At 47.6% G+C, this 26,959-nt stretch carries 19 protein-coding genes; 3 read left to right on the plus strand and 16 right to left on the minus strand.

Going from position 1 to position 26,959, the window contains the following annotated elements; translation table 11 throughout:
* Positions 1–67: 67 nt before the first annotated feature.
* Together FJM74_RS22595 and FJM74_RS14940 are read right to left on the minus strand one after the other, a co-directional pair.
* Positions 68–193, minus strand: coding sequence for a hypothetical protein (locus FJM74_RS22595; RefSeq protein ID WP_262890444.1), 126 nt, complete (start codon positions 191–193; stop codon positions 68–70).
* A 995-nt stretch (positions 194–1,188) separates the two neighbouring features.
* Positions 1,189–2,694: a glycine--tRNA ligase gene (locus tag FJM74_RS14940; protein ID WP_187263431.1), complete on the minus strand. Its 1,506-nt coding sequence runs from the start codon at positions 2,692–2,694 to the stop codon at positions 1,189–1,191.
* A gap of 327 nt (positions 2,695–3,021) precedes the next feature.
* On the opposite strand from FJM74_RS14940, the gene FJM74_RS14945 reads away from it, so the two are divergent.
* Positions 3,022–4,161: a hypothetical protein gene (locus FJM74_RS14945; protein ID WP_187263432.1), complete on the plus strand. Its 1,140-nt coding sequence runs from the start codon at positions 3,022–3,024 to the stop codon at positions 4,159–4,161.
* A 330-nt stretch (positions 4,162–4,491) separates the two neighbouring features.
* On the opposite strand, the gene FJM74_RS14950 is transcribed toward FJM74_RS14945, so the two are convergent.
* The 11 genes from FJM74_RS14950 to FJM74_RS15000 form a co-directional block, all read right to left on the minus strand.
* On the minus strand, positions 4,492–4,950 hold the full coding sequence (locus tag FJM74_RS14950) for a hypothetical protein (RefSeq protein ID WP_187263433.1): 459 nt from the start codon (positions 4,948–4,950) through the stop codon (positions 4,492–4,494).
* A gap of 169 nt (positions 4,951–5,119) precedes the next feature.
* The gene (locus FJM74_RS14955) at positions 5,120–7,198 is read right to left on the minus strand and encodes a cation:proton antiporter (protein ID WP_187263434.1); all 2,079 of its coding nucleotides are present in this window, start codon (positions 7,196–7,198) and stop codon (positions 5,120–5,122) included.
* Positions 7,199–8,840: 1,642 nt separating this feature from the next.
* Positions 8,841–10,466: an Ig-like domain-containing domain gene (locus FJM74_RS14960; protein ID WP_241739189.1), complete on the minus strand. Its 1,626-nt coding sequence runs from the start codon at positions 10,464–10,466 to the stop codon at positions 8,841–8,843.
* 72 nt (positions 10,467–10,538) lie between these two features.
* Positions 10,539–11,426: a class I SAM-dependent methyltransferase gene (locus tag FJM74_RS14965; protein ID WP_187263435.1), complete on the minus strand. Its 888-nt coding sequence runs from the start codon at positions 11,424–11,426 to the stop codon at positions 10,539–10,541.
* A 3-nt stretch (positions 11,427–11,429) separates the two neighbouring features.
* A complete protein-coding gene (gene mnmG, locus FJM74_RS14970) occupies positions 11,430–13,292 on the minus strand; it encodes a tRNA uridine-5-carboxymethylaminomethyl(34) synthesis enzyme MnmG (RefSeq protein ID WP_187263436.1) in 1,863 nt (620 codons plus the stop codon).
* 66 nt (positions 13,293–13,358) lie between these two features.
* Complete coding sequence (gene ybeY, locus FJM74_RS14975; RefSeq protein ID WP_187263437.1) at positions 13,359–13,787, minus strand: rRNA maturation RNase YbeY; 429 nt, start codon at positions 13,785–13,787, stop codon at positions 13,359–13,361.
* The gene (locus FJM74_RS14980; protein ID WP_187263438.1) at positions 13,771–14,196 is read right to left on the minus strand and encodes an ATP-binding protein; all 426 of its coding nucleotides are present in this window, start codon (positions 14,194–14,196) and stop codon (positions 13,771–13,773) included. The genes ybeY and FJM74_RS14980 overlap by 17 nt, the downstream gene beginning before the upstream one ends.
* 24 nt (positions 14,197–14,220) lie before the next feature.
* On the minus strand, positions 14,221–17,532 hold the full coding sequence (locus FJM74_RS14985) for a DUF4175 family protein (RefSeq protein ID WP_187263439.1): 3,312 nt from the start codon (positions 17,530–17,532) through the stop codon (positions 14,221–14,223).
* Between the two features lie 142 nt (positions 17,533–17,674).
* Positions 17,675–18,439, minus strand: coding sequence for an exodeoxyribonuclease III (locus FJM74_RS14990; protein ID WP_187263440.1), 765 nt, complete (start codon positions 18,437–18,439; stop codon positions 17,675–17,677).
* A 360-nt stretch (positions 18,440–18,799) separates the two neighbouring features.
* Complete coding sequence (locus FJM74_RS14995) at positions 18,800–19,150, minus strand: hypothetical protein (RefSeq protein ID WP_187263441.1); 351 nt, start codon at positions 19,148–19,150, stop codon at positions 18,800–18,802.
* Between the two features lie 64 nt (positions 19,151–19,214).
* Complete coding sequence (locus tag FJM74_RS15000; protein WP_187263442.1) at positions 19,215–19,559, minus strand: carboxymuconolactone decarboxylase family protein; 345 nt, start codon at positions 19,557–19,559, stop codon at positions 19,215–19,217.
* 82 nt (positions 19,560–19,641) lie between these two features.
* Here FJM74_RS15000 and FJM74_RS15005 point away from each other — a divergent pair, with 82 nt between their 5' ends.
* The gene (locus FJM74_RS15005) at positions 19,642–20,328 is read left to right on the plus strand and encodes a ComF family protein (RefSeq protein WP_187263443.1); all 687 of its coding nucleotides are present in this window, start codon (positions 19,642–19,644) and stop codon (positions 20,326–20,328) included.
* Between the two features lie 322 nt (positions 20,329–20,650).
* Here the strand turns inward: FJM74_RS15005 and FJM74_RS15010 are convergent, their stop codons facing one another.
* From FJM74_RS15010 to FJM74_RS15020, 3 genes are all read right to left on the minus strand, one after another.
* Positions 20,651–21,124: a DUF4265 domain-containing protein gene (locus FJM74_RS15010; RefSeq protein ID WP_187263444.1), complete on the minus strand. Its 474-nt coding sequence runs from the start codon at positions 21,122–21,124 to the stop codon at positions 20,651–20,653.
* A gap of 73 nt (positions 21,125–21,197) precedes the next feature.
* A complete protein-coding gene (gene gldJ, locus FJM74_RS15015; protein ID WP_187263445.1) occupies positions 21,198–22,457 on the minus strand; it encodes a gliding motility lipoprotein GldJ in 1,260 nt (419 codons plus the stop codon).
* Between the two features lie 63 nt (positions 22,458–22,520).
* A complete protein-coding gene (locus FJM74_RS15020; RefSeq protein WP_187263446.1) occupies positions 22,521–23,534 on the minus strand; it encodes a PorP/SprF family type IX secretion system membrane protein in 1,014 nt (337 codons plus the stop codon).
* Between the two features lie 270 nt (positions 23,535–23,804).
* On the opposite strand from FJM74_RS15020, the gene FJM74_RS15025 reads away from it, so the two are divergent.
* The gene (locus FJM74_RS15025; RefSeq protein WP_187263447.1) at positions 23,805–26,813 is read left to right on the plus strand and encodes an AsmA-like C-terminal region-containing protein; all 3,009 of its coding nucleotides are present in this window, start codon (positions 23,805–23,807) and stop codon (positions 26,811–26,813) included.
* Positions 26,814–26,959: the final 146 nt, after the last annotated feature.

The following is a 26,959-nucleotide window of genomic DNA, read 5'->3' on the forward strand; positions in this document are numbered from 1 at the left end:
ACTCCTGAACAGGTCCAGCCATTTATCAGATTTACAGGCCATGGCTGCCATTTCAGGACTTTTGCATTTACCGGCTCTGAAAGGCAAAGATAACAAAGCTGAAGAACAGAATCATAGAAGTGCCCACCATACCTGCTTCACTTGTTCTAATTAATCCGGCAAAGGTAGCAAAATATTGGGCTTTTCTTTTCATATCGTGATGTGCCTGTGTTCTTTAAAGTGGCGAAACCCTTCCTTGACTGCTGATGCTCCCTGCCTATAATAATCCTCCGGAGGGCCTTTTTGATTAGAATAATTGCTCCTGACCCGGCTAATACCTGCTGGCTGCGCCGTTTAACCGGAGGCTGCCGTATTTTCTGAATTGTAGGCTTGCTGTTCTATTAGCTTTAGCCCAACCCGTTCATCTGCCTTAAATTTCAGCATAAATCTGCCTTTCCTACTCCTGAACGTCTGCAAACGATTGCGGTACAATCGTGAATAAATTGGTCAAAAACAGCCTTTACACACTATAGGCGCTCAATTTCTCTATATTTTCAACATAGAAGATGCCATAGCAATGTTTGTTTCACTTCCTTCTGTAACCTTTAAAGGCACTGGTTTCTTTTCTTCCTACTCGGTTGTAATCTCTAAGTAACTGAATGTGTTAGGTAATTATTCATATCAAAATGGCCCTCCAGAGGTAGTTTTCGTGGAACTGGTTTGTCTTCACTTTATTTATTTTTGTGTATAAATTTTTTTTAAATCCACTTTAAGGAATTTCATGAGCTTTTTTGTGTCATTTATCTACAGGTACCCTATAGCAATCTAAAAAATTCAAATCCTTTTACTTAACATAACTATTAAACTAAAAACACTTTTGATTATAGATACGTTTCCTCCGGGACTTCTTACAACCTATTTCACAAAGTCACCACTAATCTTCTGCCAGAGACAACAGATCTATAAGTATTCATTTTCCACTTTTTTAGATCATGCTTCTGCTTTCTTCTTTTCTTCTACTTAAGGATGCCCGACTGTGGACAGTTGCCATGCTTATAGCTATTGAGGCTCTGGAAAGGCATTTTCATTCTAATAATTAACATGCTGCTATACAACCTCCTTTTAGCATTTTAAAACCCTGACTACACAAAAAAAGCCAGCCCAAGACGCTGGGTCCTGGGCTGGCTTCTTGAATAGTGCTGGGCTCTCCTACTTTTCGAGGGTTTCGAAAATGCTCTTAAAGCTAACAGCTTTGTCGATGAAAGCTTTCAGCTCGCTGATAGGTAAACGCACCTGCTCCCGCGAATCGCGGTCACGAACAGTGATAGTGTTATCCTCCAGTGTCTGGTGATCTACGGCAATGCAGAAAGGCGTTCCAATCAGATCCTGGCGAGTGTAGCGTTTGCCTATGCTGTCGCGCTCCTCGTAAATCAGGTTGAAATCGTATTTGAGGTCGTTGTAGATCTCGGTTGCTTTCTCTGGCAGCCCGTCTTTTTTAGTAAGCGGCAGAATGGCAGCTTTTACCGGAGCCAGCGCCGGGTGCAACTTCAGGAACGTACGGGTCTTGGTGGCATCTCCCTCGGTTATCTCTTCTTCCTGGTAGGCGTTGCAGAGCACCATCAGGAACAGGCGGTCAGCGCCGGCCGATGTCTCGATCACATACGGAATGTAGTTGCCGTAGGGTTTGCCGTCTTCGTTCAGGTCGTTGTCGAAGTACTGCATTTTCTTCTTGCTCAGTTCCTGGTGCTGGCTCAGGTCGAAGTCGGTGCGGGAGTGAATACCTTCTATCTCCTTAAAGCCGAACGGGAACTGGTACTCGATATCTACAGCGGCATTGGCATAGTGCGCCAGCTTGTCGTGGTCGTGGAAACGTAACTTGCCGGAGGGGATTCCAAGGGCCTCATGCCATTTTTTACGGGTGTTTTTCCACTGCTCATACCACTCCATCTCAGTGCCGGGGCGCACAAAGAACTGCATCTCCATTTGCTCAAACTCACGCATCCTGAAAATGAACTGCCGTGCCACGATCTCGTTGCGAAAGGCCTTGCCGATTTGCGCGATTCCGAAAGGCACCTTCATACGGCCGGTTTTCTGCACGTTTAGGAAGTTCACAAAAATTCCCTGTGCCGTTTCGGGGCGCAGGTAAATCGTGCTCGACTCCTCGGCCACTGAACCTACCTGCGTGGAAAACATCAGGTTGAACTGACGTACCTCTGTCCAGTTGGTGGTGCCGGAAATCGGGCATTTAATGTCTTCGCGGATAATCAGGTCGCGCACGCCGTCCAGGTTTTCCACCTCCAGCAGCTTGCCCATTTCAGCTGTCAGGGCTTTGGCTCTTTCCACATCGCCGGCATTTTCGTACTGAGCAGCTTTCTCTTCTATCAGCACATCGGCGCGGTAGCGTTTCTTGGAGTCTTTGTTGTCGATCATCGGATCGTTAAAGCTGTCTACGTGGCCAGATGCCTTCCAGGTGAGCGGGTGCATGAAAATAGCGGCATCCAGGCCTACTACGTTCTGGTTGAGCTGCGTCATGCATTTCCACCACAGGGTCTTGATGTTGTTCTTCAACTCCACTCCCATCTGCCCGTAGTCGTATACGGCCTGCAGCCCATCGTACACCTCGCTCGACGGGAACACGAACCCGTACTCTTTAGCGTGCGAGATAATATCTTTTAATTGTGCGTTTTCTACTGGTGTTTTCTCTTGTGTCGCCATGTCGCAAAGATAGTTGATTCCTTTTTGATTATGCCAAAAGCACTCAGGGCTCAGCCTACTATTTCATGCATGCTGCTCCTGCACTTTGCCTGAGAGTTGCTTTTTAATGCCGCATGCATAATTCCCAGGCAGGCTTTTACCATTTTTGCCGCTAATCTACATATTTCCTTTATGTTAAATGCCAATTATATTATTTTCTGGCATTCTTATTCCCTCTTACCGATAAGCAAGGCAACGTTTTTAACATTTTCTGATCAGGCAGGCCGGTGCAAAAAGCATTTTATCCTAACTTGCACCGATTTTACTTATCGAACAATCAAACACAGAATGGTTAAGCGAAAAAAAGGAAGAAGCAAGCCTGTAGTTCCCACCAAGCCCCACAAGTTTACCAAGCGCGTTGGTCTGCTAGATGTTGTTTTCCAGAAAGAAAAAAAGTTCCTGTACTTTGTTGCCTTCTCTCTTATTATGGCGGGTGTTGTTTATCCTTACTCCTCTATTGCCATGTGGGTGGGATTTGCGTTTGCAGGCTACTCCGCCATAGCCAACGACAGCATTCAGACCATTGGCACCTTTATAGGTTCTAACGAAGACAAGAAGTGGTACTGGCAGTGGCTGTTTATGGGGCTTATTTTTGTTTTCACGGTAACCTACAGTTGGGTCATTTTTGATGGAGATGTTAGTTACCAGCGCCTGGCGACACCGGGCCTCGATAAGACTCCCACCAGCTTTGTGTACCTGCAAATCGCTTCTCCTGTTATTCTTTTGCTGCTGACCAGGTTCCGTATCCCGGTTTCTACTACGTTCATGCTCTTAAGCGTGTTCACGGCTACTTCTGGCACCATCCTTAGCATGATCAACAAAAGTATGGCCGGTTATATTGTAGCTTTTCTTTCTGCGCTTGTTATATACCTTGTGCTGACTAAAGTAATCAAGCGCTTTATTAAGGGCGAGGCGCATGCGGCCTGGGTGGTGGCACAGTGGGGTATCAGTGGGTTTCTGTGGTATATCTGGCTGGCGCAGGATCTGGCCAACATTGCGGTGTACCTACCGCGGCAACTAAACCTGTACGAGTTTCTAGCCTTCACGCTGTTCATCTTCCTGGGGCTGGGCTTTCTCTTCTACAAGAAAGGCGACAGGATCCAGAACATCATCAACGAGAAATCAGAGGTGCGCGACGTACGGAGTGCCACCATTATTGACCTGGTTTACGCGCTTATACTCTTCTATTTTAAAGAACTGAACAATGTTCCGATGAGTACGACCTGGGTGTTTATCGGTTTGCTGGCTGGCCGTGAGTTGGGTATGCGGGTTCGCGCCCAGGATGCCAATGATAAATTCACGAAGACCTTCCGCCTTATCGGGCAGGATATTCTTTCAGTTACCTTAGGCCTCATCATCTCTGTTATACTGGCTGTGGCTATTAATCCCGTTATTCAGGAAGAAATCAAGAACTTCCTGTTTAAGTAGGTTCCTGTTTATTTCTAAAGGAAAGGCCGGTTATACCGGCCTTTCCTGTTTTCTGCATCTTGGTTTATTCTGTGCATAAGTTGTGGGACCAATACACAGAAACAGGCTCCTGCTTAATAAATGAGCGATTTAAAGGCATTTATCAACAGGGGAAATTTACACATCCTCTACAAGCCTTAAGATGCCCGAGCTCCCAAATTATTCCAATAAAAAAGCCCCTCCGGAGGTATTGTTCGCTTCTGGCTGGTTGCTGCCCTTACTCCCAAAAGCAAAAAATCCGGTTCGGCATTGCTGCCAAACCGGATCTATAAAAGCTATGTTAAGTGCTGCTTATTTAGCTGGCCACATTACTTCCAGGTTATCGTCTATGAAAACGCCGAAGTTTACGGCTATCAGCTGCTCATCGTCGAAGTAGAGGTCGATCATTTCTTTCTCGTAGGACACGCGGGTTTCGCCAGTCTCCATCTCTTCTTCTTCTATGTCGGTAATGTCATTGTCAATGAATAGCTGCTTAATTTGCTCCGGGCTCATTTCAAAGATCCGGTCGCCCCAAAGCTGCACCTCGCGGTTGGCCACCTCAATGCAGCTTAGGCGGTAATCATCTTCTTTATCGAAGTACAGCGAGTACCCTTCCTCCCAGTAGTTCCAGGCCTCGTGCTCGAACTCATCCTCCTCTTCCGACTCCTCAATTTCTTCAGGTTCGCCTATCAATTCTTTAACTTCTTCCATTGTCAAGCCGAACTTGATCTTACCAAGTCCTTTACCTAACCTGATGTCTTTATTAATCATGATGTTATGTTGATTATCTTAATATGCAAAGATAAATGAAATACTCATTCTGCCGTTTTTCAGTTCATTTGTTTTTAATAAAACTGAAAATTTTGTTTTCGGCTGGGCCTCTAAAAAATATTTCCTGTTCCTGCCTACTGCAGCTGGCTCCCTGGCACCTGTTGCGCTTTTAGCTCTCCCTCTCTATCCTGGTTTCGTCTGACTGATGGGTGGTTTGGATCTGGTTGTCCTGGTACATGACCGGGTGCTGCTCCGGATAGATAATGATGAAGCTGTTCTCCTTGTAGTTTCTTGAAAGGATGCGCGGAATATAATCCATCTTGCTATCGTAAGAAATGGTTCTGTTCCTGGCCGACACTACTACAATCAGATCATCGGAGGCAACATCTACTTTCATATTCTCTATAACATCGAACGCTGGCAGTACCTCAAAAGCTGCCTCCACGGCTGGTTTACTTTCTTCGAGTGTATGTTTAATTTTGTTCAGGGTGCGTCTTCGGGCTCTGAACACAATTTTTGCGCCCAGCTGCACCGACAATGTTTTTACCATCCGTATCCATCTCAGGTAGCCTCTTTCCAGGTCAGCGTTAAGCGGTACAATTACAACAATCCTTGCCGTGGTGTTGAGCGGCTGAATAATTTTACATACCAGTATCATTTGCTCAGTGTTTTCCAGCAGGCTATCCAGCACTGTTCCGAAAATCCTGTCGCGGGTAGTTATCTTGGCGTTCCATCCCAATACCACTTCTGTGATCATCATCTCTTTGATGGCGCGCAGGATCCCGCTGGCAACGTTTATATCTATTTTAGAGACCAGCTGCACATCGCTGTCCGAGGCAGAAGCATGTTTTATGGCTTCCTGCAGCATCTTATTTTTTAAGTAAATCTCTTCTTCTGCATGCTCATTGTCTATCACTACGGCCAGAGGATAAATGGGCTCATGATAATCCGGATTTTTGAGCACAATGGCCAGATCTATCAGGTTCTCTATCGTTTTCGGATTAGAGATGGGTACCAGTATTCTGTCAGGCTTTTGGCTTAGGTCTGGTTTCATACGGCTCTCCATAATAGCCAGAGCCCTGCCAGCTTTTTCTGTAATAAATGAGCTGCTCAGTGAAGTAACCAGTATGAGCACTACCGTCATGTTTAAGGCAGTATCTCCTATTATTCCGAGGTCATACCCCACCAGGATTACTGCTAAGGTTGCAGCGGCTCTGGCGGTGCTTAAACCGAATATGAGGTTTCGTTGAACAATGGAATACTTGTATATTTTTTGGGTTATATAAGCCGGTACCCATTTTGTAGCCAAGGCCATTGCTACAACCACCGCAATCATAACAAGCGTGTCCAATCCTTCAAAAAGCACTCTTACATCCACTAGCATGCCCACACTTATCAGGAAAAATGGCACAAAGATGTTATTTCCTACAAATTCCAGCCTGTTCATTAAAGCTGAGCTGTGAGGTATGAGTTGGTTCAGGGCCAGCCCGGCCAGGAAAGCTCCTAAAATTGCCTCCACTCCTGCCAGTTCCGCCAGAAAAGCAGCAGCAAATACTAGTGCCAGCACAAAAATAAACTGCGTTCCTTTTTCACTTTCGATCTGTTTAAAAAACCACCTGGCTACTATCGGGAATATGTACACTACGATGGCTACAAATATTACCAGCGAGACAAATAGCTTCAGCCAATACCCAATGCCTATATTACCTTGTGCTGCTCCTGCCACTACAGCCAAGACCAGCAGCACCGCTGTGTCGGTTATTATAGTTCCTCCTATTGTTACTGTTACCGCTTCGTTCTTTGCTAAGCCCAGCCTGCTGATGATGGGGTAGGCTAACAAGGTATGAGAAGCAAACATACAGGATAGCAATATTGCTGAGTTGATTTTATAATCGAACATGTACAGAAAAACTACTGTACCACTGATAATCGGAATAAAAAATGTGAGGGCTCCATATACTATGCTTCGGGTTTTTGTTTTTTTAAACCCAACCATATCCATTTCCAAACCGGCCAGGAACATTATATATAATATACCCACTGTTCCAAATAGTATAATGCTTGCGTCTCGTGCCAAAAGATTAAAACCATTTGGGCCAACCAGCACTCCTGATATAATCAAGCCCACTATCCCGGGTATTCTAAATTTACTTAACACCATGGGTGCTATCAGAATGATGAGCAGTACCATGGTGAATATCAGCACTGGATCTTCAAATGGAGGAACTAACTTTAGTAGGTATAACATTTGTCGTCTATTTCTTTTTCTTAAATATAGGAATTTTCTTTTTTAAATATTTTGCCTCTCTTTTTGCCTTTTCTCTTACTTGTCCACCTTTCCACACACTTTATATTTTAATTATTTTTAAAAGATTAAATTTTAAATCTATTCTTCTTTCATTATTTAGGCTGTTAACAAGTTGATAACTCCTCCTCTTTTACCTCATTGCTTATAACTTGTTTACTTTGTTTTAGTTCTTCACTATTCTTCCCACAGCCGGTTTTTGTTTACTTTTTTGTTTATCAAATAGTTAAATTGTTTGTCCACCTTTTGGGCCTCTGTGTTAATTTCTTTTTACACAGCACACTTGTGAGTGGATAAGTCAATGTTCTGCTCATATTTGTGCACCACTATCCACTTTTTGCACCTAACCGGGGTGTTTTTGGCGGGTGTGTGCTAGGATGATAAAAATGTTGCGCACTTCTATTAACGCTTATCCACAATTATACCCACTCTTGTGTTGATTTCTTTGCCGTGTTTCCACGTTTGAGTACAACTCCAATACTACCGCCCAAAAGTATGTTACCGGACGGATTTTATTGCCCAGTATTGACAGTTCAGGCAGAATTGCTGCACATTATGGTTTATAGAGTTGGTCTGTGTGCTGCTTCGAAAGTTAGTACGCAGTTATTTCAGCGGGAGGTGTAGGTTATAGGTTTATGCAAGAGCAGCAGCCGGAAAGATCTCTGGAGGTCTTCTTTTATTAGAATAATCTTTGTGTGCAGCTTTTCTTCTTCAGATAAAAACGATCTGTATAGGGGTTTATATACTGAGGAAGTGGAACATGATCGCCGTGTTCTGTGTATCGGGTTCGGGAGCAACCGGACCAGCAGTCGTAACTGAGAGGGTCCCATACACAAAAGGGTTCTTGATGGGTTACAGTTCACGTTAAATTATTTGAATGAAAAGCCCCCTCAAGAGGTCCTATCCCTGCGGCACTTGAGCTTCGTCAAATTAGAAATTCAACATCATAAATGATGGCAGCGATGATTGATGGCTGCTATAGCAGCGGTAGAAATTTCTAAAAATTGAAATGGAGGAGCACTACGTTGTTTCAAAAAGTTTAGTCCGAATAGCTGTTTGAAGAGGCGGTAGCTTTAGGTGGACACAGTGGCTGGTGGAGGTAAGGCAAATGCAGTAGGTAAAGGCGACAAAAAAAGGGATAGGAATTTAAGATGTTAGCTCGATCATCACCTAATTGTTGTCCTGTGGCTTGCCACTCTGTCCTGTATCACATTAATAAAAACACCGCTCGACCCTAGGTCAGAAAGAAAGGTGAAATTTGACAGGGGGTATGAAATAATAACCTAACGGCCCTTCCGAATAATTTATCTTTTCCAGTTCAGCGGGCCGTATCTTTTGCCCGTTATTCAGGCAGGTAATTTCTACGTCTGTTTACAGTATCATCAAATTTTCTCTGGTTCAGGTTGAAGAGCCTTACTCCAGAAATGTGGTAATCTGCTTTTTTCTATTGTGGAAAGTTGACTATAAAAATGGCTTACTGTCTTTTAGAAGCCTAAATTCGCTTTTGTTTCCACAGGATATAAGCCATCAATTAAACATAAAAATGAGGGTTTCTCTGCATTCTTTTCTGGTAAAATAATTGCTTTTAAAATTCTAGGTTCACTGCTTCCAACTCCCAGTTTGCTCTAGTTTCTATTGGCTTCGGATACATATATACCTTCCCAGGAAGGCGCTGCAATTTGGGATCGCCGCTATACCATTTGCCATCGTTATCCTCATCTACCAGCACCCTGATAAAGTAGGTTCCTGGCTCCATGTTCTTAAAATCGAAGTTCCGGAGGTTTTTCACTTCTCTTACCAGTTTATAATCCTTGTTGAGAACCTGGATAAAGAAAGAGTTGTAATCGCTGGTTACGGTACCTTTAAAGCTTCCCGTTCCCCTGTTGTCGGCCTTAACTATGGTAAGGGGCTGAAACTGCAGGGGCTCTCCTTTCAAAGGAACAATGGCCGTGCTGTCCAGAACGGCTGTCAACTGGCTAATCCTTTTGTCGGTGGAGGGCATGGGAAAACTTATTTCGGTTGCCGTTCTGTCCAGGGTGAGGTCTTCGGAGCTCAATGCCAGGAACTCCACCGTATCCGCTAGGAGCCTGATGGGCGTAGCAGCCAGTTTCACCGGTGTCTCCAGTTCCAGGGTTACGAGTTGCCCGGCTCTGAATGCTCTGTCAGATCCTCCTGTTGTGCCTGTTTTGAATTGAGCACCTTTAATGCGTTGCGATCTTTTACCCTCGAATTTAACCGCGACGGTGTCTACTTTCTGGTTGCCAGCTGAGTCTGTTGCTGCAAATATGGCTCTGCCTCCGGTAAATCCATTCCCTTCAAAGATATCGATCACTTTGCCTTTGCTGTCAATTTTAAAAAGCAGACTATCTTTTGGGCTTGCTTCGGGGCTGGCTCTGAAAGCGGCAATGCCTTCGTTGTAGTTTAGCACAAACCTGTCGAGGTATGTTTCGCGGCTTGGGGTCTGTGGCCTTTTGGTATCGAGGCGCAGTGTCTGGAGACGGATCGTATCAGAGCTTGTTGTTACCTGTATGGGCTTTGGCAGGTAGGCGATGCGCTCATTCTCGTTATCGTAGATGTTATTGTTATTCTTGTCGCCTACGGCAAAAATCCGGTATTCCCCTTCCTTCACGTTCTCAAATACAAACTCTCCGGCTGCATTTGTCTGCGCCTGGTAATAGGGTCTGTTCTTGCGTATGTTCAGGGAGTCTATAAGGGGGTACAAGGCCACAATTACCTCCTTTTCCGGCTGCTGTGTCAGGAGTTCCACCACGGTTCCGCTAACGCTGCTGGAGTCTATAAAAGAGCCGGTGCTGAAGGTGAGTTTAAGTCCTTTGGCTACGTTCTTTTCAGTTATATCCTGTACTCCGTTTCTGAAGTTCAGTGTATAGGTAGAGTTGGCTTCAAATGGCTGCTCGAAGCTTATTTCCATTTGATTCTTCTTTGTTTTAACCGTGTATTTGTTCTCCGTGTTCGGTGTTATCAACAGCTCTGTCGTAAGTTTGTTCGGCTGTACCTCCTCATCAAATTCCAGGCTGATGATGTTGGTCGTAACATTCAGTTCGCCATTTTTCGGGTTGCTGTTTGTTAAGGTTGGCGCTACTTCGTCCTTTGGTCCTCCTTCCGGATTGCCTACGGTTGCACAAGCGGTAAGAAGGCTGGCGGCCACGGCCACCAATATCAGGTTCACTAACTTCATGGTATGTTGTATCATGCTTTATAAAGCAAAAGAGGCAAACTTGCGCCTGCCTTTTACTTTTAACTTAAAGTGAGGTACTTAGTTGTGCTACTTTCTTTTTGCCACAAAAATCAGGCTCGAATAATCGTTTCCGTTCTTTTCGGCGTAGCTGTTCGATTTAAAACCGTTGAGCACACTGCTGATCATCTTCGTTTTTCCGTCTTTCTGTTTTTCGCTGAGCATGCTTACATAGTAGGCATCAAACTTCATGGGAAGCACCTCTTCTAATACCATCCTGTGTTTCTTCAGAAAGCGCTTCATTGTTTTTTGAGTGAAATGGTACAGGTGGCGCGGTACATCATAGGCTGCCCAGTTTTCCTTATACTGCTGCGCATCGTGCGAGTCTGCGTTTGGAACCGCAATAATCAAAGTACCATCTTCCTGCAACAGCGACAGGATCTGATTCATAGTCTCGTTAAGTTGATGGATATGTTCCAGCACATGCCAGAATGTAATCACTTCATACTTCTCTCCTTCTATTTCAGAAAGTGCAGGCGCTATAATAGTAGCGGTACTTTTGGAGGCTAATTCACGGGCTTTCTCGTTTGGTTCTACGCCACGGATCTCCCACCCGTCTTTTTTGCAGGCTGTCAGAAAAACGCCGGTGCCGCAGCCATAGTCCAGTATGCTTCCTTTAGCGGAGGCATATCTGTTGATAAGATCTACTTTCTGCCGGGTAGTAATGGATCGTACCACATGGTACGCCCTGTTGATAATTCCTGTCTTTATGTCGCTGTGCGAGATGTATTCCTCAGATTCGTAGTACTTCCCGATACTCTCCTCCGAAGGCCTCGGGTTGGTAAATTTAAAGGTACAGTTCTCACATTCCACAATCACGAAGCTCTCTTTAGAGACAGCATTGTCGGTTACTACCAGAAAGTTTTTAAACTCTTGTTTGCCGCAGACAGGGCATTGTTCCAGTCTCTCGTAGCTCATGTATTATTTTCCCAGGTACACCATAAGTACAGAAATATCGGCTGGCGTAACGCCGCTTATGCGAGAGGCCTGCCCAATTGTTTCAGGATTTATTTTCAAAAGCTTCTCACGTGCCTCCAACGATAAGGCTGGTATATTTCGGTAATCTATTTTCTCTTTGATGATGTAGTTTTCCAGTTCACCCATCTTAGAGGCCATCACATTCTCCTTCTCAATATAACTCTCATACTTTACAGCTATTTCGGCCTGCTCCACACTATCTGGCCTGAACTTACCCAGGTAATCCGCTATAGCAGGTATGGCTGCAGCCAGATGGCTGATTTCAATGTTAGGACGCTTGATCAGCTGCCCGGCTCGTTGCTTTTCAACTATCGGAGCAGAGCCCAAGCTCACCAGCATGTTGTTGATATCTCCTGGCTCAATCGGCTTATTATTTAAATAGGCGATGATTTCTGCCGTTTCCTCTATCTTCTTATCCACAGCTTTCAGGCGCTCTTCATCGGCCAGACCTAAGGCATACCCCAGCCTTGTGAGGCGGATATCTGCATTGTCCTGGCGCAAAAGTATGCGGTGCTCAGCGCGTGAGGTGAACATACGGTATGGCTCTTCTGTGCCTTTGTTCACCAGGTCATCAATCAGTACACCAATGTAAGCTTCTGAACGCTTTAGCACAAAAGGCGCTTTTTCGTTGATCTTGTTGTGCGCGTTTATACCGGCCATCAGTCCCTGACAGGCAGCTTCTTCGTAGCCAGTCGTGCCATTTATCTGACCGGCAAAGTATAGGTTTTCTACCAGCTTTGTTTCCAGTGTCAGGTTGAGCTGTGTTGGCGGGAAGAAGTCATACTCGATGGCATATCCCGGCCGGAACATCTTCGCGTTTTCGAAGCCAACGATTTTACGCAGGGCCTTGAGCTGCACATCTTCTGGCAAGGAACTGGAGAAACCATTCACATACACTTCTACCGTACTCCACCCTTCCGGCTCCACAAAGATCTGGTGACGGTCGCGATCGGCAAAGCGGTTGATTTTATCTTCGATGGATGGGCAGTAGCGCGGCCCTAATCCCTGTATGCGGCCCTGGAACATAGGCGATTTTTCGAAGCCTGTCTTCAGGATATCGTGTACTTCGGAATTGGTGTAGGTAATGTAGCAGCTTCGCTGTTTGGTTAGCGGCTCAGTTGCTTTGTAGGAGAACTTAGAGGGATTCTCGTCTCCGAACTGTTCCTCCATACGGCTGTAGTCCAGCGAGCGGCCATCCACACGTGGTGGTGTCCCGGTCTTCATGCGGCCAGCTTCGAAGCCCAGCTCTTTCAGTTGTTCGGTCAGGCCTTTTGCTGATTTTTCAGCAGCTCTGCCCCCACCTAATTGCTTCTCACCGATGTGGATAATTCCATTCAAAAAGGTGCCATTCGTTAAAACAACGGCCTTTGCACGTATAATTATCCCCAGGCTGGTGCGCACACCTACTGCCTTTCCTCCTTCTACTTCTATGCCTACTACCATCTCCTGCCAGAAGTCTACGTTCTCGGTCTGCTCCAGCGACAGGCGCCAGGCTTCGGCAAATCGCATGCGGTCGCTTTGCGCCCTAGGGCTCCACATAGCCGGCCCTTTCGATTTGTTCAACATCCGGAACTGGATCATGGTCTGGTCGGTAATGATGCCGCTCATGCCGCCCAGTGCATCTACCTCCCGTACAATCTGACCTTTTGCCACGCCACCCATAGCTGGGTTGCACGACATCTGGGCAATGGTATTCATATTCATGGTAGCGAGTAGTACCTTCGAACCCATTTTGGCTGCGGCCGCTGTGGCTTCGCATCCTGCATGGCCCGCCCCTACTACTATCACATCGTATTCTGCAAACATGTATTTCTGATTTAAGAGATGTTTCACGTGAAACATCATCAGTAGAAATGATAATTCCCTTTGAGACTAAAATTTACGCAAAGATAAACAAGAATCTTCTTGTTCGCGCATAAGAGCAGCCTGCTTCTCGGTTTTATCTTTAAAACCCAGCAAGTGTAGCACCCCATGTATGATCACGCGGTGCAGTTCATCTTCAAAAGTTGTGCCCAAGGTTGCAGCATTGTCGCGTACCCTATCTACACTAACAAAAACATCACCTTCAATAGTGCCTTCTTCATCGGCATTATTAAAGGTGATGATATCTGTGAGCGTGTCGTGATCGAGGTACTCCAGGTTAATTTTGTGGAGGTAATCGTCGGAGCAGAAAATGTAAGTAAGGCTTTCTAGCTCTTGTTCGTTTTGTTCGATTACTGTGGCAATCCAATTTGAAACTTTATCCGGGTTGGCCAGCGAGAAATCAATGCCCTCGCTAACAAACTCAATTGGATGATCCATTCTGAGAATTTACGATGTTAAAGATCAACTGCACTTTTTTCCCATTATCGAGGAAATTAACCTCATCGCACAGGTTTCGCATCAGAAAGATACCACGGCCACCAGGGTTTTCAAGGTTTTCGGGTGCTGTCGGGTCGGGTAAGCTTTCAAAATCAAAACCCGGTCCTTCGTCTTCTATTTCAAATCGTAGCTGGTTATCTTCAATCTCCAGAGAAAGATAAACAAGTTTATCCTTGTCGAATTTATTGCCATGGCGAATAGCATTGTTTACCGTTTCGGTTACGGCTACCATAATGTTGCCATAGATATCATCTTCAAACTCGAATTCTTCCTTGGAGTTATCTATAAAGCTCTCTATAACCCGAATATTCTCGATAATGGAAGGAATCTGAATTTTTACCTGATTCATATACGTTAAATGTGGGTGCGTAAATTAATTAATGCTGTTCTGAAAATACTCGTTCACTTTTTGCTTGTAATACGGGGATAAGGACGGGGGCACGGTTTTAAGTACTTCTGTCTGTTTCTCTTTCGCCCTCAAATATTTCTCAAAAGACTCTGGTAACTTTTTAGGTATATCCTGCGCTGTCTTTGCCTCTCGTTTATTATCCAGTTCCCGCTCCTTCATGGAGTTTTCTGCCTGTAGCAGCCGCGTCAGTATTTCACGCTGCCGCATAATGGTTTGTTCAGTCAAACGTTTATTAACGAGATCAGCTTCGGTTTGTTCCATCATCTTGCTAATATTTCCCATATCACCGTCTTTGCCGTTTTCGCCTGGTTTTTTGCCCATCTGCTCCATTTCTTTCAGCGCATTTCGGAGAGCCTCCTGCTCTGCAGCCAATTTAGCTAATTCTTCAGAAAGTGCCTTACCTGACTTGCCTCCTTTTTTCAAATCTTCTATTTTTTTATTCAGCTGGTCCTGCATTTGCCCGATATCTCCTGGTTGTGGCTTGTTCCCCTTCTTTTTGCCAGCCTGGTTGCCGGGCATCTGCTGCTGCATTTGCTGTTGCATCTGGGTCAGGGCATCGTTGAGCATCAGGGCCAGGTTGTTCATAGAGGTCATGGCTAACTGCTGCTGGGCGGTTGCTTTGCCTATGTTACGGTCTCGGAGCTCCTTCATGGTGTTGTCCATGCCCTGATTCATCTGGGCCACCTCGCGTGTTACGAACGACTGCAGTTGGAACACTTTTTTAGCCAGTGAGTAGAGACTGTCTTCTATCACCTTGGCATTGTCGCGGAGGTTGAGCTGTTGTTGCGACAGGCTAATGAAGCGTGGGTCTCGCTGGTTTACACCCCTGAAAGATTTCATTACATCTTCCTGATCGAAGGAAAGCTTGATCAGGTTCTCCAGGATATCACGGAGGTTGTCGAGGTTCTCCGACATGCTCTCCATACTCATGCTCTCCTGCATCTCCTCCATCTTCTGGGCCATCTCCTGCATCTTTTGCCCGGCCTTTTGCTGCGACTCGCTAGCATTTTTATTTTGCTGCTTCTGGAGCTGCTCCTGGCTCTGCTGCATGTCCTGCTCTATCTGCTGCTCGTCCTGCTTCAGGTCCTCCATCTGGTTAGGATGTTCGAGTTCTTTATTCAGGTCGCTAAGTTCTTCGAGTTGCTTTTTCAGGTCTTCAAAGTTTTGGGCGATCTCTTTCTGCTCCTCCTGCAGTTTTTCGTTTTTGGCCGTTTTATCCTCGGTTTCTTTGGCCAGCTCCTGCTGCTCTTTGCCTAACTTGTCGAGCTGGTTAGCTATGTTGTCGAGCTTCTGCTCGAACTGGAGTTGCTTAAACAGTTCCAGGGCCCGCTCCAGCTCCTTCTCAAGGTTGCGCTCCCGGTTGTCGAGTTTGCTGAGGAGCTTCTGTAGCTCCGGGTCGTTTGGCTTCTGTTGCTGCAGTAGTTTCTCCAGCTCTTCGTACAGTTTTTTGGTTTCATCGTCGAGCAGGTCGTTCATCAGCTTCTTCAGCTCCTCGGCTTTTTCTGCGAGTTGTTTGTTCTGCTCCGAGTGCATGTTCTGCTTTTGGTTCAGCTGGTCGTAGAGGTCTTTCATAGAGGAAATGTCCTGCTCCAGTTGCTTCTTCTTAGCCACCAGGTCTTCCAGCAGCTTTTTGTCCTGCCAGCTCATCTCTCGCTTGGTCTTCAGCTTTTCTTCGGTTTTGTTAAGCTCCTGGTTCAGCTGCGTAGATTTTTCGAGCGACTTGCTAATCTGGCTCTGCACCGACTGCGCATTGCTGGCCAGCTCCTTCTCGAGTTCTTTCTTGGTAGGCACTTTCATCTCGAAGGTGCGGGTGCGGGCGCTCTTGCGGCCACGGAGGCCGTCGTTATCCCAAACCTGCACAAAGTACTCTATCCTGTCGCCTGGCTGCAGGCTCAGGTTGGCAGTGTTCCATTGGTAGTAGTACGTCTGGCTGAGCTGGTTCTTGTTCAGTGGCAGCGCCCGGCTCTTGAATTTGGCGTCTGGTGCTGTTTTTTCGTTGTTGATCCGGTAATGCAGCTGAAGCGCTGTCAGGCCATAGTCGTCCGACACGTCGCCGCCTACTACCAGAAAATTGTAGAGCGCCGTATCCTGGAACTGCTCAATGCTGATCTGGGGGTGTTTGTCGGGGATGGTGTTGATCTGGTAGCTGATGTCCTCTTTGTTGCTGCTGTGGGCATTCTGTAGCTTAATGCTGTAGGCCTGGCTTTTGTCGAACTTCTTATCGGCTTTAAATACATTGCCTTCCTGCTTAGCCGCGATGGTTTGGGCAGGTTCCTGAAAAGTGAGCCGGATGCTGTCGGTTTCGGTGGCGGCAAAGTTCCAGGTCAGGGTGCTGCCTTCCGGGATAGTGGCGTTTCCGGTGTTTTTGATGGTCTCCGTTTTCCGGTTCAGGTAATCCGGATAGGCAATCTGCATTTCAAAGTCTTTCAGGTTCGGCCGCGAGAGCAGACGCAGGTTGTAATCTTCGGAGTAAAAGCCGGAGCCTTCCATCCGGAAATTAACGGGTTTTTGGAGTTGTTTAAACGTGTAGGTGTAGAGGCCGCTGCTGTTCCGGGTCAGTTTCTGGCGGCGGCCGTTGTAATGCAGGAATACTTCGCTCGGAATTGATTTACCCTCAATGGCCAGTTTCAATTCAAAGTCCTCTCCCCTATAGGTTTGCAGCTGATCGTTCTGCACCTCGAAGGTGAAAGGAGCCACCGGCGCGTAAAATTTCTTGTAGTGGATAATGCGCTCCGTGCCCTGCACAAAAATAGTCGGGTACACCAGGGCAATCAGCAAGGCAATGCCTGCAGGCAAGGCAGCGTATTTCAGCAGCGACTTGTTCTCCTTAAACTTTACCGCCTCCGTAAACCTGAACTTCAGGAGCTGCCCGGAGCGCTGGTTTATGCTGGCGGCGATCAGGTCGTTGGTCTTGTCGAGGTTTTGTAGCTGGATGGCATTCAGGAGTTTATCCTTTATTTCGGGATAATAAGTACCTACCTGCTGCGCTGCCTGCTCATCGGTGAGCACCTTTTTGAGGTTGGCCAGTGCCGAAATGGGCAGGGCTATCCACCGGAAGAACACATAGAGCACCAGCCCGATAAAAGAGAACAGCAGAAAACCCCGCACGTACTGCGGAAAATAAAACATGTACTCCAGCAGGCTATACACTACATAAATCGAGATAAGCATGCCAATGGCGAAGATGCTGCCTCTCAGTAGCATGTTGAGGTAGAACTTCTTCTTGTACTCCTGGAGCTGATGCATTAATTGATTCAGCGCATCATGTTCTTTCATGGGTTGTACTCCTTTACTTTTTAATAGTGCGTGTGCTGCTTTGGAGGCTGGTATCCGCTCTTAAGCCACTGATGCGTAGTTTATTAAGCACAGAATGGTTAACTATCTAATAAACTATAAATTAGCCATTTTTAGTATATTTTCAATGCTCTACTTCCAATAAAACAGGGCAATGGTCGGAGTGTATGGCATCTTTCAGGATGGCAGCCCGCTTCAGGCGGTTCTGTAGGTTACTGGTCACCATATTATAATCAATACGCCAGCCAAGATTTTTGTTGCGTGAGCCTGCCCGATAACTCCACCAGGTGTAGTTGTGGGGCTCCTGGTTAAAGTGTCGGAACGAATCTATAAAGCCGCTCTCTATGAACTTGCTCATCCAGCTGCGCTCCTCTGGCAGGAAACCGGAGCTGTTGGCATTCGATTTCGGGTTATGGATATCGATCGGCTGGTGGCAGATGTTATAGTCGCCGCTGATGATCAGGCCCGGCAGCGTGTGCTTTAACTGTTCTATGTACGCGTAAAAATCGTCGAGCCACTGAAACTTGAATCCCTGACGCTCCTCGCCGCTCGACCCTGAAGGCATATATACGCTCATCACCGAAAAGTTATCGTAGTCGGCGCGGATCACACGGCCCTCGTTGTCGTAGCATTCTATGCCGCAGCCGATCTCCACATGCCGGGGCTGCTGCCTGGAAAGGATGGCCACACCGCTATAGCCTTTCTTTACGGCCGGGTGCAGGTACACGTGGTAGCCCATGGCCTCGAAAATAGCCCGGTCGAACTTGCTATCGTCGGCCTTTATTTCCTGCAGGCACAGCACATCGGGGTTGGCTGCCAGCAGCCACTCGCGGAAACCTTTGGTAATGGCAGCGCGGATGCCATTTACGTTGTAGGTAATAATTCTCATGTATGATTGATGATATTAATCTTGATTTTAAATTATTTGAATGAATTTGCCCCTCGGGAGGGTTTTGCTGCTGTTTAAAAAAGACACAGGATTCTTCATCAAATTTTTAAGGCCTGTCTTTTCTGCCTTTCTCCAGACACTCGCAGGAGCTGTGCGCACTGCGAGGTCTTCGTTAAATTAAAATATCAATTATTCCAATGATTTTGCCCCTCCAAAGGAACTGCTGCTGCTCTTATTAGCTGTTAGATGTTTTGAAGCAGGACTTAATTAAGCGAAGAGCTTATAGTCCTGCACCTGCCATCCATTTCCAAATCTCCAAATCGAATAATTAGCACATCAGCACATTAAAAAATTAGCACATTAAAGTTCGTCATACCGGTCGAAGTACTCCAGGATGTGCCACTTGAGCATACGCTCCTGCTCCTTCAGGTTGGTGAAGGGGATCGGTTTCAGGGAACGGTAATGTGGCCAGCCGTCATCGTCTACACTCGTGAGTTCGTAGTAGCCCGACAGGCTGAATACCTTGCAGGTGGCGATGTGCATCAGGTCCTGCTTCTGCTCTTTGGTAAAATCGCTGATGCCCTGCCCCAACTCCTGAATCCCGATCAGGAAGAGAATGGCGTTCAGGTCGGGCTTCTTGCCAAACTGCTTCATGAGCATGGCCCGCAGGTTAATCCACCGGTGGTCTAGGTTCGAAGATTCTCCAAACATAAGGAAGGTAATTGGTTAGTTGATAATGCTTTTCTTTGCCGTTGAGGAGTTGTTGTAATAACAACTATTTGATCTGTTTTAATTCCTCCCAGTACTCCACCGCTCTTCTGAAGTGCGGGATCACGATGGAGCCGCCCACCAGGTTGGCGATAGAGAAGACTTCCATAATCTCTTCGTCGGTGAGGCCCTGCTCGTGACACTTGCCTACATGATACTTTATGCAGTCGTCGCAGCGCAGCACCATCGAGGCCACCAGGCCCAGCATCTCCTTTGTCTTCACGTCGAGGGCACCCTCCATGTAGGTGTTGGTGTCGAGGTTAAAGAAGCGTTTAATTACTTTATTGTCGTACGACATGATGCGCTCATTCATGCGCTCGCGGTAGTCGTTAAATTCCTGAACTAAGCTCATGGTATAGATTCTTTTATTTTGTAGGTAACAAATTTAGATTTACAAAGTTACTAAGATAAAACGGAAGCCCTGCGCTACAATCATGCTGCACGACCTGCTGTCTTTGCTGTTCCCCCGTATTTGCTATGCCTGCAAAGGTGTGCTGTCGCGCGGCGAGGATTTTATCTGTACAGACTGCAACATAAAGCTGCCTTACACCGAGTATCATGTACATGGTGGTGCCGCAGAGAACCAGTTGCTGCAACGGTTCTGGGGAAAGGTGCCCCTGCGGTTTGCCTTCTCCTATCTGCACTTCAGGGCCAAGGGCCGGGTGCAGCACCTGCTGCATGAGCTCAAGTACCGGGGGGCGCAGGAGCTGGGCGAGCACCTGGGTTTCCGCTATGGCTCCCTCCTCTCCGACCACCACTATGCCTTGCAGCTTGACCTGGTGCTGCCGGTGCCGCTGCACCAGAGCAAACTCCGTAAGCGTGGCTACAACCAGTCCGATAGCGTGGCCGAAGGCATGGCCCGTGCTCTGCAGCTGCCCTGGCACCAGCAGGTGCTGGAGCGGACGCTCAACACGGCCACCCAAACCAAAAAAGGCAGGCTGGAGCGATGGCAGAATGTGGAGGATATATTTGTGGTGCGGCAGCCAGAGCTGGTGCAGGGCAAGCGAATTCTGCTCGTAGACGATGTACTAACGACAGGCGCTACTTTAGAAGCCTGTGCCGTTGCCTTGCTCGCCGCAGGTTGTGAGGAGGTAAGTGTGGCTACCATTGCGGCAGCCTAGGGCTTGCAAATTAAAACTAGAACTTATGAATTAGAGATACAACTAGAACTTATGAATTAGAGATACCTTAAGTAAGGCCGCAGCAAACTGGGAATTTTTTAGTCCGTTCAATCCATAATATAGCCAACAAGTTGCAGAGACCTCGCAGTGTGCGCAGCTCCTGCGGGTGTCTGGAGAAAGGCAGAAAAGGCAGGCCTTAAAAATTTGACGAAAAATCCTGTGTCTTACGTCCTGCATCCTTTTAAAAGAGCAGCAGCAGCAAAGCCCGCCGGAGGGGCAAAACCATTAGAATAATTGATGCAGACTTTATGAGTCAACTTTACTAAGTCGTCTGCTCGCGGTGCATTTCCGAGAGGCTGGGCTCTGCGTACTCAATTATTTCCTGCTCCTCCAGCTCGTCGAGCACCTCTTTTATCTGGCTGTAATCTGCAGTGGCAGGAATCTCCATGGCAAAGTAGTGCTCATTTAGCTTTTCAGAAACACAACCAAAGGGTATAAACTTGTTTCTGATGTCTTCCAGCACCGTGGCATCGTCCGTTACAACCACATGTATGGTAGAGTTTCCGGAGGCCGACACGGTTTCTTTGTACACCAGGTGCTTTTCATCGGGGATATAGAGGGCCCTTACAATATCGTTGGTGGCAACCAGGGGTACATAAAAAGGGAGGCTGTCGATTCTATAAAGTTCTTCGGCGTGGTCCAGCTCTATGGCCCAAAGCACTTCTTCTATTTCCTGGTCAAAGATTTCGCTATGAAACCTGAACAGAATCTCCTTATGTTGTACTGCCTCTTCCATACTGCAATAAACGGTTTTAAATGAAAAAAGCCCGGTTTGCGCCGGGCTTTTTTTACTATGTATGTCTGATAGTTTAGTTGTTGGATCCTGTGCTGATCATGGCGCAACGGAAACCAATAGTAGCGGTAGAGGAGTCCTGCTTCATGAACCTTCTGGTGCCTGGCGATAACCAGTAAGCCACATCTTTCCACGAGCCGCCTTTGTACACACGAACGTCGTCGTTTATAAGCGAATGGAAACCTGCGTTGGTATCATAGTTCTCGGCCGGGTCCTGGTAGCCATCTCTACGGAATGGGTTCAGGTCTTCCACATCTTCGTAAGACAGTGGGCGGTACACATCCTGCACCCACTCGTTTACGTTTCCGGCCATGTTATACAGGCCAAAATCGTTTGGAGGATAGTTGTAGATGTAGTCCGTGATCATGGCGCCATCGTTCAGCGAACCGGCAATACCGGCATAGTCACCGCGGCCACGCTTAAAGTTAGCCATGAACTGCCCCATTTTTTTGCCGTGCGGGTTACGCAACTGGTGGCCGTCCCACGGGTACAGGCGTCTGTTGTTCTGGTTTTCGTCTTCGGTGTATTGGGTCCCGATAAGTGCCTGGGCTGCATACTCCCACTCTGCTTCTGTTGGCAGGCGGTAGTTCGGCAACACGTAGCCAGACTCGATAGAAAGGGCAGATGCCTCCTCGGTTGGCTCTTCAGCGCTTTTTCTGCCAAACAGGCCTCTTCTTCGGCTTCCTCCGCCTTCTATTTCATTATGTTCTCTGGCCAGGTTTTCGTTTACCTTATCCGTGCGCCATACGCAGTAGTTGGTAGCCTGCAGCCAGCTTACTCCCACCACCGGGAAAAACCGGAAGCCAGGGTAACGCAGGTAATAGGTTACGTAAGGGTCGTTGAAAGACAACTGCCGCGACCAAACAGTGGTGTCTGGTAAGGCTGCCTCATAAATTTCGGGTAGTGAGTCTCTTTTCAGGTAGTGCAGGTACTCCAGCCAGTGAATGTTGGCTACTTCGGCTTCATCCATGTAAAAAGAGGCAACAGTCACTGTGCGTTCAATGTTGTCGCGGGTCATGGCCACATCTTCTTCCATGGAGCCAAGGGTGGTACGGCCACCTTCAATAAAAACAAGGCCCGGGCCTTGCGGCGGCTCATAATAGTCGGCAACCTTAAATCCGGCTTCTTCTCCTTCTTCACCTTCCATCCCGTACTCAGTACCGGTAGCGGTACTTTCCCAACCCGGATCAGTGCTGGTTGGCCGGCGATCTCTGGAGCAGGAAGCAAGCACGAGGGCTCCCATAACCAACACAGATAAATACTTATTAATATTCATAAAATAGCACCCTATTAAAATTAGGTTCTTGTTAGGTAATTTAACACGCAATTATAATTAAATTCAGAACGACGGCCAAGGATTGTGTTGATTTAATTTGTTTTTATCTCTGCTCCTCAGCAATTTATTCAGATCCAGCTGCTCAAAGCGCAGGGTGATCTCCGTTGCTCCACCCGCCTGGGTGCTAAACCCTTTCAGGCCGATGGCATGGCTGACGCCGATGTTGAACTGCTCCAGTTGCAGCCCTACCAGCATGGCCAGGGTCTGGTCCTGGTTTGCTGCGGTGGCTACAGGTACTCCCTGGTATATCAATCCCAACGTTAGCGGGGTAAAAATAGTATAGATACTCAGGTCAGCCCTGCTGAAATTGTGATCTCTTATATAAGAAGCGGCTGGTATAAAGCTCAACTCAAATAACCGGCCCTGCACCTGATACGAGCGGGCATAAAATTTATAGCCTGCTGTTGCCATAAAGCGCAGTGGCAGTGCTGTTTTCTGTCCGAAGCCATAAGACGGCCGGTTTAAATTTGCCGCCGTAAGTCCGAACCAGAACTGCTCTGTGTACACCAGGCCACCGGTGGCAAAGCTTACATACCGGCCAGGCTCAAAATTGCTCACCTCTGCTGAGGTCACAGCCACCAGGCCATTATCAGAAAGCTGATCGCCAAAAACCAGGTTGTCGTAGTTGAGCCTGAGAGAAGCCACGCTGGCCTGAAGCCCCCCGGAAAAAGCCCATTTGTCCGTTACGGCGGTATGGTAAGCGTACGAACCAGTGGCCTGCAATTTTTGCAAACCGCCTACCCCTGCCCTATCTTGCTGCAGCAACAGCCCTACACCGCTTTTTGTTCCAGGTAATCTGTAGTCTGCCGAAAATTGGTTTGTGATGAAGGAGCCATTGAGTGCCGGCCATTGGTTGCGGTGCGCCACCGAGGCGCTCCAGTAAGGGCCAAGACCTGTGAAGGCCGGGTTCAGATAGTGCCTGCTGGCATATGGCTGGCTAAAGTTAACATCTTGTGCTACAGCTGTTGAGCTGCACAAAAAAATAAGGTAGCACAAAATTACTATCTTCCCGGACATAGGTATACTAAAACTTGCTGAAGGAACGGCTTATTCTTAAATCAAGTGTGTGGCTAAGGCTGTTTTTGATGGTTTTATTTAGGCAAGTGCTTATTGCTTAACAGATACTGGCATGACTTTGGCCTTATTTAATGCCTATTGATACCTATTGATACCTATAGACAAGGTAGCGGCCGTGTTAAAGCCTAGGCACTTATTTTCTGAAAAAAGTGCACGCAGCATTTATAATATTTTAGATTAACTTTAGGAATTACCTGATCAAACATCCATATGAAAAAAATTGCAATTGGCTTTGCCATCTTTCTGACTGTGCTGGTGGCAGCCGCCGTATTGGTGCCTATTCTCTTCAAAGATAAAATTAAACAAGCCGTCGACAAACAAATCGCGCAAAACATACATGCCACGGTTGTTTACGAAACAGAGGACATTAGCCTCTCGCTGTTCCGCGACTTTCCAGACATATCGCTTGGCATTGATAATTTAAGAGTAATCGGCCAGGATTCTTTTCAACTGGATACGCTGGCAAGCATTCCGTCGTTCCGGCTGGGCCTTAACCTGATGAGCGTGATTACCGGCGACGAGCTGAAAGTGAACAAGGTGGTGCTGCAGGAACCCAAGATCAGGCTTGTGGTGCTGGAGAGCGGCAAAGCCAACTGGGACATCTTTATCTCTGATACCACCGCTGCCCCGGCCGATACGGCCTCCAGCGACTTTAAAATGGCTATAAAGGGCTGGCAAGTCAATAACGGCACCTTATATTACGATGACCTCAGTATTCCCTTCGGGCTGGCCATGTACGGCGTGAACCACTCGGGCAGCGGCGACTTCGAGAAAAGTGTGTTCGACATGGACTCCAAAACCACTGCCGAACGCTTTACCATGACCTATGATGGCGTGAACTATATTCAGAATGCCAAACTGAATGCCGATGTGACCCTGGCCATGGACTTGGAAAAAGCGCTGTACACGTTCAAAGACAACAACATCCGCATTAATGAGTTTCCGTTTCAGTTTGCCGGCTCTATCCTGATGCCTGAAGAGGACATAGACCTGGACCTGACCTTTGCAGCCACCGAAACCGATTTCCGGAATGTGCTGTCGGTGGTGCCGGGCATGTATACCGAGGAGTTCAAAAATATCAAGACAGAAGGAAAGCTCAGCTTCGACGGTTACCTGAAGGGCCGCCTGAACGACTCGCTGATGCCTGGCTTCGGCACCGACCTGAAAATTGCGGAAGGCTATTTTAAATACCCCGACCTGCCACAGGCTGCCCGCAACATTAACGTAGACATGAGCATCGACAACAAAGATGGCAACGTGGACAACACCAACATACAGGTGCGCCAGTTCCACCTCGACCTAGGCAAAAACCCGGTGGATGCCAAAGTGTCGGTGCAGGGGCTGGAGACCATGCTCGTAGATGGCAATGTAAAGGCCAGCATCGATCTGGACGAGATCACAAAAGTTTTCCCTGTAGATGGCATGACGCTCCGGGGTTTGCTGAAAGTGGATGCCACGGCCAAAGGCACCTACAGCGAAACCAAAATGCCGGTTATCGATGCCGACATGCGCCTGACAAATGGTTACGTGAAATCGAAGGATTTTCCGGCCCCCATAGAGCGCTTGAACGTGATCGCCAATATTCTGAACACCACCGGCAACACTGACGATACCCGCATCAACATCCAGAACTTTAACATGAGCCTGGACGGAGAGCCGCTGGAGGGCAAGGTGCTGGTGCAAGGGATAGACAAGCCCGCTTTTGATGGCAACATAAAAGGGATACTCGACCTCACCAAGCTGACTAAAATATTCCCGCTCGAAGACATGACCGTGTCGGGCCGCATAAATGCCAATGTGGCCGCCAAAGGTAAAATGAGCGACATAGAGGCCGAGAAATATAACAACGTGACGGCCAACGGTAGCATGAACATCAGTAACCTCAACTTCGTGAGCAAGGACATGCCGCAGGGTATTAAGATCAGCAACGCCAATGCCGTGTTCAACAACGAGCGCATCGACCTGCAGAATATGAATGGCTACCTGGGCAAGAGCGATATTCAGGCCAGTGGCTCCATCTCTAACTACCTGGGCTACGCCCTGGCCGATGACCAGTCGCTGCGCGGTACGTTTAACCTGGCCAGCAACAAGTTTAATGTAAACGAGTGGATGGTGGATGAGAATACCGGCCAACCAGCCCCCGAAAGCGAGGCGGGTGTGGTAGAGGTACCGGCAAACTTAGACATTACCCTGAACATAGATGCCAAGCAGGTGGTGTACGACAACCTGAACCTGAGCAACATGAGCGGCAAGGTGCTGGTAAAAGATAAGGTGGCGCGCCTGCAGCAGGTAAGCTTTAACACGCTTGGCGGCAGCTTCGTGACCAGCGGCAGCTACAACACCCAGAACCTGCAGAAGCCGCTCTTCGACATGAACCTCGATATCAGGCACCTTAACTTCAAAGAAGCCTTTAATGCGTTTAACACCATTAAAGCAATTGCCCCTATTGCCGGCCTGCTGGAGGGAACCTTCTCTACTAAATTCAACTTTGCAGGCGAGCTTGGGCAAGACATGACGCCCATCTTCAGTACCTTGGATGGTGCCGGCGTGATAGAAGTGATAAAAGCGGCCGTGCGCCATGTGAAAATTGTGGACCAGATCAGCAGCCTGACCCATTTCGAAGAGCTGAAGAACTTTGTGGTGGAGAATAAGAAGATTGATGCACAGATCGTGGACGGCAGCCTCGTGATCAAACCCTTCGACCTGAAGATCGGCAATGTAGACATGACGGTAGGCGGCTCCAACAACGTGAACGGCCAGCTGGAGTATGTTACGGCCCTTCATGTGCCCACAGGAAAGGTGGGCCAGGAACTGAACTCACGCCTCTCCAGCCTTATCGGCGGCGATGTGAAGGCGGCAGAACGGGTAACGCTCAATCTGAACATCGGAGGCACGCTTACTGACCCGCGGGTGTCGCTGGCTGGTGGTAGTGCCAAGGGCCAGGTAAAGGATGCCGTGCAGAACGTGGTGCAGGATAAGTTAGATGATGTAAAGGCCAATGTGGAGCAGCGCAAGCAGCAAATGCAGGACAGCCTGACCAACGAACTGAACCGCAGAAAGCTGGAGGCAGAACAGAAGGCACGCCAGGAGCTGGATAAAAAGCGGCAGGAGGCCGAGCAGAAAGCCAAGGAGCAGGTCACAGACAAGCTGCAGAACCTGTTCAAGCCTAAGTCTGCGCCAGCGCCAGTCCCCCAGCCCGCAGATACTGCTGGCAATTAAGATGGAAGGCCCTCCGGAGCAGCAGAAATGCCTCCGGAGGGCCTTTTTCATTAGAATAATTTTTTGATGCTATCCTTCTCTTATACCACAGAAGATCAATGCATTGTAGCAAAACCCCGCAAAGGCAACTCCTTTTGCGGGGTTTT

It is taken from the genome of Pontibacter beigongshangensis (assembly GCF_014332515.1).
GTDB classification, from domain to species: domain Bacteria; phylum Bacteroidota; class Bacteroidia; order Cytophagales; family Hymenobacteraceae; genus Pontibacter; species Pontibacter beigongshangensis.

Excerpts from the sequence above, each read along its gene's own strand:
- FJM74_RS22595 (WP_262890444.1), bottom strand. The coding sequence starts at position 193 with ATGAAAAGAAAAGCCCAATATTTTGCTACCTTTGCCGGATTAATTAGA.
- FJM74_RS14940 (WP_187263431.1), bottom strand. The coding sequence starts at position 2,694 with ATGGCGACACAAGAGAAAACACCAGTAGAAAACGCACAATTAAAAGAT.
- FJM74_RS14945 (WP_187263432.1), top strand. The coding sequence starts at position 3,022 with ATGGTTAAGCGAAAAAAAGGAAGAAGCAAGCCTGTAGTTCCCACCAAG.
- FJM74_RS14950 (WP_187263433.1), bottom strand. The coding sequence starts at position 4,950 with ATGATTAATAAAGACATCAGGTTAGGTAAAGGACTTGGTAAGATCAAG.
- FJM74_RS14955 (WP_187263434.1), bottom strand. The coding sequence starts at position 7,198 with ATGTTATACCTACTAAAGTTAGTTCCTCCATTTGAAGATCCAGTGCTG.
- FJM74_RS14960 (WP_241739189.1), bottom strand. The coding sequence starts at position 10,466 with ATGATACAACATACCATGAAGTTAGTGAACCTGATATTGGTGGCCGTG.
- FJM74_RS14965 (WP_187263435.1), bottom strand. The coding sequence starts at position 11,426 with ATGAGCTACGAGAGACTGGAACAATGCCCTGTCTGCGGCAAACAAGAG.
- mnmG (WP_187263436.1), bottom strand. The coding sequence starts at position 13,292 with ATGTTTGCAGAATACGATGTGATAGTAGTAGGGGCGGGCCATGCAGGA.
- ybeY (WP_187263437.1), bottom strand. The coding sequence starts at position 13,787 with ATGGATCATCCAATTGAGTTTGTTAGCGAGGGCATTGATTTCTCGCTG.
- FJM74_RS14980 (WP_187263438.1), bottom strand. The coding sequence starts at position 14,196 with ATGAATCAGGTAAAAATTCAGATTCCTTCCATTATCGAGAATATTCGG.
- FJM74_RS14985 (WP_187263439.1), bottom strand. The coding sequence starts at position 17,532 with ATGAAAGAACATGATGCGCTGAATCAATTAATGCATCAGCTCCAGGAG.
- FJM74_RS14990 (WP_187263440.1), bottom strand. The coding sequence starts at position 18,439 with ATGAGAATTATTACCTACAACGTAAATGGCATCCGCGCTGCCATTACC.
- FJM74_RS14995 (WP_187263441.1), bottom strand. The coding sequence starts at position 19,150 with ATGTTTGGAGAATCTTCGAACCTAGACCACCGGTGGATTAACCTGCGG.
- FJM74_RS15000 (WP_187263442.1), bottom strand. The coding sequence starts at position 19,559 with ATGAGCTTAGTTCAGGAATTTAACGACTACCGCGAGCGCATGAATGAG.
- FJM74_RS15005 (WP_187263443.1), top strand. The coding sequence starts at position 19,642 with ATGCTGCACGACCTGCTGTCTTTGCTGTTCCCCCGTATTTGCTATGCC.
- FJM74_RS15010 (WP_187263444.1), bottom strand. The coding sequence starts at position 21,124 with ATGGAAGAGGCAGTACAACATAAGGAGATTCTGTTCAGGTTTCATAGC.
- gldJ (WP_187263445.1), bottom strand. The coding sequence starts at position 22,457 with ATGAATATTAATAAGTATTTATCTGTGTTGGTTATGGGAGCCCTCGTG.
- FJM74_RS15020 (WP_187263446.1), bottom strand. The coding sequence starts at position 23,534 with ATGTCCGGGAAGATAGTAATTTTGTGCTACCTTATTTTTTTGTGCAGC.
- FJM74_RS15025 (WP_187263447.1), top strand. The coding sequence starts at position 23,805 with ATGAAAAAAATTGCAATTGGCTTTGCCATCTTTCTGACTGTGCTGGTG.